Below are 5,547 nucleotides of genomic sequence, written 5' to 3' on the forward strand. Positions count from 1 at the left end.
CGATGCGTTGATGGCGGCGGCAAAGCCCGATGCGCTGTTCATGCATTGCTTGCCTGCGCATCGCAATGACGAGGTGACAAGCACCGTCATGGACGGCCCCGCCTCGGTGGTGTTCGACGAGGCCGAAAACCGCCTGCACGCACAAAAGGCGATCATGCGCTGGTGCCTCAAGGTTTGAGGCACAGCGCCGCGCGCTTGGATCAGAACATATCCAGCGCGTGCTGCGCCTCGTATTCGCGCGATTGGGCCTGCATCCGCACCCCGGCGTTGGGCGCGCCCAAGCCCGCATAGCCTTCGCGCTGCACGACCTCAAAGAACAAGCCGTTGATCGCGCGTGTATAAAGCTGGAAATATTCGCCCGCTCCGTCGCGGTCGTAAAGAATGTTCAGGCCCCGCATCCGTTCAACCAGCGCCTCGGGCAGATCGAAGCGCAGATAGAGATCGTCGTAGTAATTGGGCGGAATCTGCAACAGCTGCGCCTGCGGCAGGCTGGCTGCGACGGCGAAGATATCGGTGGTGGCGAAGGCAAAATGGTGCCACGCCGCATAGCCCGCTTTTTCCAGAAATCGCGTGGTCGAGGTGCCGGCACTTAGCGATGAATTGAGCGACAGGCGCACCGATCCGTCATCGTTTGCCACCACGCGGCTATGCACGGTTCCATGCGGGTCAAGCACGTCGCGCTGCGATTCAGAGCGGAAATCAAAGATCGCGCGGTAAAACAGCAGCGCCGAAAGGAACAGGTTTGGCACCAACGCCTGCGCGAAATGGTCGATGTGGGTCAATTGCCCGCCCGCTTCCGCGCCTTTGACCACCGTCAGCGCGCGCCGGAACAGCGCGGTTTGATCCAAGGGCCTGTCGAGCAGGTAAAAGGCGCTGCCGCCGGGGCCACGTACCAGCGGCAGATCGTGCCCCCCGGCCTTGGCACCGGGCTCGACCGCCTTGGCAAAGGGTGCCATCTGCGAAACCTGCAAGCCGAGCGAGGCCACGCCAAGCCCCTGCATGAGGTAAAGCGAATGCGCGAGTCCCTTCTCGGCGCGGTTGAGCAAAATCGTGATTTCGCCCTGCTGATAGGCGGAAAGCGCCGCCCCTGCGTGGGTTTTGGCAAACCCCATCGCGCCCAACAGCGCGGCCAATGCATCGGCTTCCTGCCCGCCGCAGACAAGCTCTATGAAAGCCACGCGCTCCACCGCAGAGCGTGCAACACCGTCAGCGGCCATGCGATCTTCAAGCAGGTCGTAAGCGCGCATCGCATCGCGCGCGATCAGCGCGGGTTCCAGCGCGCGCAGTTGGTCGTTGAAAATCTCCATCGACATCGGCCCGGCGTAGCCGCGCGCCAGAAGGTCCGCGTAAAGCTCGGCGACCGGCAGGTTGCCTTGACCGGGCAGCAAGCGGAAGCTTTCGGTCATCAGTCGCGGGTCGATGCGGGTGGTGGGGGCGTCGGCCAGGTGCACAAGAAACACCCGCTCCATGTCGATCTGCGCCAGCCCCGCGAGCCCCGCATCGGCGGCGAAGGTGTGAATGGCGTTGACCACCAGCCCAAGGTTCGGCCGCGCCGCGCGTTGCACGATCTCCCAAGCATCTGCGTAGGTCTTTACATGGGTCGAGGTGACCAGCGCCTCGTAGCCTAGCTTTAGCCCGCGCGCCGCTGCCATGTCGGCCAGCCGCGCAAGATCGGCCGCGGCGCGCGCCGGGTCGGCCAGCGCATCGGCGCGGGTGTTGGCGCAGACCACCAGCAGCGGTGCACCAAGCCGTGCTGCGAGGTCCAGAAAGCGCGCGGCCTGCGTGTCGCACCAAGTGCTGCGATCTTCGGGCGAGGCTTCCCAGTCGCGCAAGGATTGCAGACTGGTAATGGCGATGCCAGAGTTGCGGGCCAGTGCGGCGATGTCTTCGGGGGTGCCGTCGAAGCCCACGATATCTTCGCGGAAGATCTCGATTCCCTCAAAGCCCGCCTCGGCTGCGGCGCGGATTTTTTCGGCCAAAGGGTCCGAAAAGGACAGCGACGAGATACAGCGTTGCATGGGGGGCTCCCTTGGCCGGGTTTGCTGCAAACTATCCGCGCGCCGGGTGGCGTGCAAACCCAATCGCGCGCGATGGCGGGGCACCGCTTTGCCGATGCCCCGCCCTCAGTCAGTTCGTCGAAACGTGCCCGACTTTCTTTCCGGGGCTGTAGATATCGAGGATGTTCCAATGCCCCGAGGTCGGCGTTGGCGTGTTGGTCATCGCCACGTCAATCACCGTGGGCCGCCCCGAGGCAATCGCCGCCGCCAGTGCGGGGCGGAACTCTGCCGCCGACGCCACGCGCACCCCGTCGCAGCCATAGGCGCGGGCGATTGCGGCGTAGTCGGGCGTCTGGCCCATCGGGTCTTCGGCTTTTTGGAAGGTGGTGCCATAGGTTAGGCCGTAATGCGCCATTTGCAGCCCGGCGATGGTGCCAAAGGCGTTATTGTTCATCACCACCCAGACCACCGCCAAACCTTCAGCCGCGGCGGTTGCCAGCACCGCCGGGTTCTGGCCGAAGCCACCGTCACCGACAAGGCTGATCACAACCCGCTCAGGTGCTGCGATCTTGGCCCCAAGCGCGGCTGGCGGGCCGAAACCCATGGTCGCAAAGCCGCCCGGAATAAGGATCGAACCGGGGGTCAGAATATCGAACTGCTGCGCCACGCCATTCTTGTTCCAGCCCACATCCGAGGTCAGGATTGCATCCTGCGGCATTTCGGCGCGCAGATCGGCCAGAATACGTTCGGGCATCATCGGGAAGGCGTCAGAGCGCTGTATCTCTACGTTCTTCGCCGCAAAATCGGCGCGGAACGTGGCGATGGATTGCACCAGTGCCGGGCGTTTCACACCCTTTGGTGCCATGTCCTTTGCAACCCGCACCAGAACCCGCAGCGCCGATTTCAGGTCGGCCACTACACCGATCTCGGCAGGATAATTGCGCCCGATCTCGGCTGGTTCGATGTCGATATGGATCAGCTTTGCGCCCGCCGGGCCGATATCAAATGTGTATTGCGGCTCCCAAGACGAGCAGTCCGCCTCTTTGAACCGAGTGCCAAGTCCGAGGATAAGGTCTGCGGTGCGGGTGGTCTGGTTGGTGAAGCTGGTGCCCCAAAAGCCGGTCATGCCCAATACAAGCGGGTGGTCATCGGGCAGAGAGCCTTTGCCCATCAGGCTGTGGGCCACGGGCAGTTGCAGATGATCGACCAGCGCGCGCAATTCCTCCCAAGCGCGGGCCAGCGCCACGCCCCCGCCTGCGTAGATCACCGGGTTCTTGGCATCGAGCAGCCGCGAAATGATCGCCCGCGCGGTTTCATCGTCGATCGAGGGTTTGAGCAGCGTTTTCGCGTTTGCGCCAAGCCGATCCCAAAGCGCCACGTCAATTTTGGCCGAGAAAAAGTCCATCGGCACGTTCACCAGCACCGGGCCGGGTTGCCCGCTTTCGGCCAGAAGAAACGCTTTTTCAAGGATTTCCGGCAGCAACTCTGGCGTATCGACACGCCACGCCCGCTTCACGAAGGGGCGGTAGATTTCATACTGGCTGGCGTCGGCATGCAGGTTCACCTCTTGGTGCGGGTGCTTGCCGTAGTAATAGCTGGGCACGTCGCCCGCGATCACTACCATCGGAATGCAATCAAGCGCGGCATTGGCCACGCCGGTTGCCGCATTGGTCAGCCCCGGAGAAAGGTGCGACAGCAGCACCGACGCCTTGCCCGTAACGCGCGCGTAGCCGTCTGCGGCGTGGGCCGCGATTTGTTCGTGGCGCACGTTGACGAATTGCAGCTGGCTGTTGGCCATCGCTGAAAGCACCGCGATATTGGTGTGCCCGCAAAGGCCGAATACATGCCGCACACCGCGCCCTTCGAGGTAGCGCACGAGTTGCGGGGCGATCAGGTCTTTGGTCATCACATCACCTCGGTGTTGTAAAACTCACCAAAAAGTTCGGCGTCCGAGGGGCGGTCTTCTGCGATCGGGCGGCTGACCCATGTGACGTTCATGTAATGCTTGAGGCTGACGTTCTCGTTGGTGATGTTGCCGCCCCAGATGCCGCAACCAAGGCTAGAGGTCATCGGCATACCGTTGTTGAAGCTGCCCGCGTTGGCCTTTGATTGCGGCTGGCGCACCATCATGCGCGAAACGGGTGCAACCGCGGCAAGCTGTGCGATGTGGTCATCGTCAAAGGAATAGATGCCGCAGCTGTGGCCCTTGCCGCCGACCTCGTAAATCTGAACCACTTTCTTCAATGCATCATCAAACCCGTGGTATTTGAACAAGGCCATGACAACGCTAAGTTTTTCTGACGAGAACTTGTGCTCTTTGCCGATCTGGTCTTGTTCGACCATGATGAACTTGCGGTCGTCAGGTATGCTGAAACCTGCGATTTCGGCGATTTTCTGCGCCTTGACCGCGACGGTGTTGATGGTGCGCGCGCCTTTCGCGTCCCAAAGCGCGTTTTCCAGCAAAGCCTTTTCCTGCGCGTTGCACAGATAGCCGCCCTCGGCCACCAGCGCCGCACGCATCGCGTCATAAACGCGGTCGTCGATCAGCAGGTTGCCATCGGCCGAACAGCCCGAACCAAAGTCAGATGTTTTCGAGATGCGCGAAAAATTGGCCGCTTCCGCGATGTCGGCGGTTTCGTCGATGACCATGGTCGAGTTTCCGGCACCTACGCCATAGGCGGGTTTGCCCGAGGAATAGGCGGCCTTGACCATTGGCTTGCCGCCGGTGGCCAGCGTCAGGTCACACTGCGCCATCAATTCGTTCGTCAGCGGGATCGAGGGGTTTTGCACGCATTGGAACAGATCTTCCGGCGCGCCCAGTTTCTTGAGCGTCTCGCGCATGACGCGAACCATCTCAAAAGTGGTATTCTTGGCGCGCGGATGCGGTGAAAAGATCACCGCATCCTTGCATTTGATCGCATAAATGCCAGTCACCGGGGGCGTCAGCTCTGGGTTGGTTGTGGGGATCAGGCTGGCGATCACCCCGGCGGGTTTGCCGATCTTGGTGATGCCCTTGGCCTCGTCGTGCTCGATCACGCCCACCGACTTGCCGCGCAGCGCGTCGCGCAAAACGCCGAGGATCTTGAATCGCTTGCCCGCGCGGCCCTCGCGGTCGCCGATGCCACTTTCATCGACACCCATCTGGGCAATGCGCAGAAAGGTTTTTTCGTTGCCGCAGGCCCAGCCAAGCGCCTGCGCCAGACGGTCTACCTGTGCCTGATCGTAATCTTTGATCGCCTCCATCGCTACGCGGGCGCGGGCTACCATCTCTGCCACCTGCTGAACGTCTGCGGCGGTAAGGTCTTTTGCCATTTCAAGGCTCCTAGAAAAGGGGCTGGCCTAGCCAGCGGTTCCGGTGCGCGGCAGAGGCGTGTGGCCCTGCCGGTCAAATACCCTGTGCGTCGCCTCAAGGCAGCGGCGGGCGTGGCCCAGATGGCCAAGCTCTGCGCTGCGCTTTGCGTTCGGCAGTTCGATCGAAAGCGGCACCTGCGGCAGCAACGCGGCGAATGCCGCCAGGTCTATCGCGCCCTCGCCGGGGTAAAGTCGTGCC

Annotated in this window: 3 protein-coding genes and 2 pseudogenes; 1 reads left to right on the forward strand and 4 read right to left on the reverse strand. The window is 62.3% G+C overall.

What is annotated here, in order from left to right; translation table 11 throughout:
* Nucleotides 1-178, forward strand: a pseudogene (locus ABY403_RS12790) (ornithine carbamoyltransferase); the annotation flags it as partial.
* A gap of 22 nt (nt 179-200) precedes the next feature.
* Here ABY403_RS12790 and ABY403_RS12795 read toward each other — a convergent pair.
* From ABY403_RS12795 to ABY403_RS12810, 4 genes and pseudogenes are all read right to left on the reverse strand, one after another.
* Entirely contained in the window at nt 201-2,018 is a 1,818-nt protein-coding gene (locus tag ABY403_RS12795; protein WP_372841210.1) for a bifunctional sugar phosphate isomerase/epimerase/4-hydroxyphenylpyruvate dioxygenase family protein, read from the reverse strand.
* A gap of 109 nt (nt 2,019-2,127) precedes the next feature.
* On the reverse strand, nt 2,128-3,903 hold the full coding sequence (locus ABY403_RS12800; protein WP_372841211.1) for a thiamine pyrophosphate-binding protein: 1,776 nt from the start codon (nt 3,901-3,903) through the stop codon (nt 2,128-2,130).
* Complete coding sequence (locus ABY403_RS12805; RefSeq protein ID WP_372841212.1) at nt 3,903-5,309, reverse strand: aldehyde dehydrogenase family protein; 1,407 nt, start codon at nt 5,307-5,309, stop codon at nt 3,903-3,905. The genes ABY403_RS12800 and ABY403_RS12805 overlap by 1 nt, the downstream gene beginning before the upstream one ends.
* Before the next feature lie 27 nt (nt 5,310-5,336).
* Nucleotides 5,337-5,547: pseudogene (locus ABY403_RS12810) on the reverse strand (hypothetical protein); the annotation flags it as partial.

The organism is Phaeovulum sp. (assembly GCF_041596715.1).
Taxonomy (GTDB): Bacteria; Pseudomonadota; Alphaproteobacteria; order Rhodobacterales; family Rhodobacteraceae; genus UBA6213.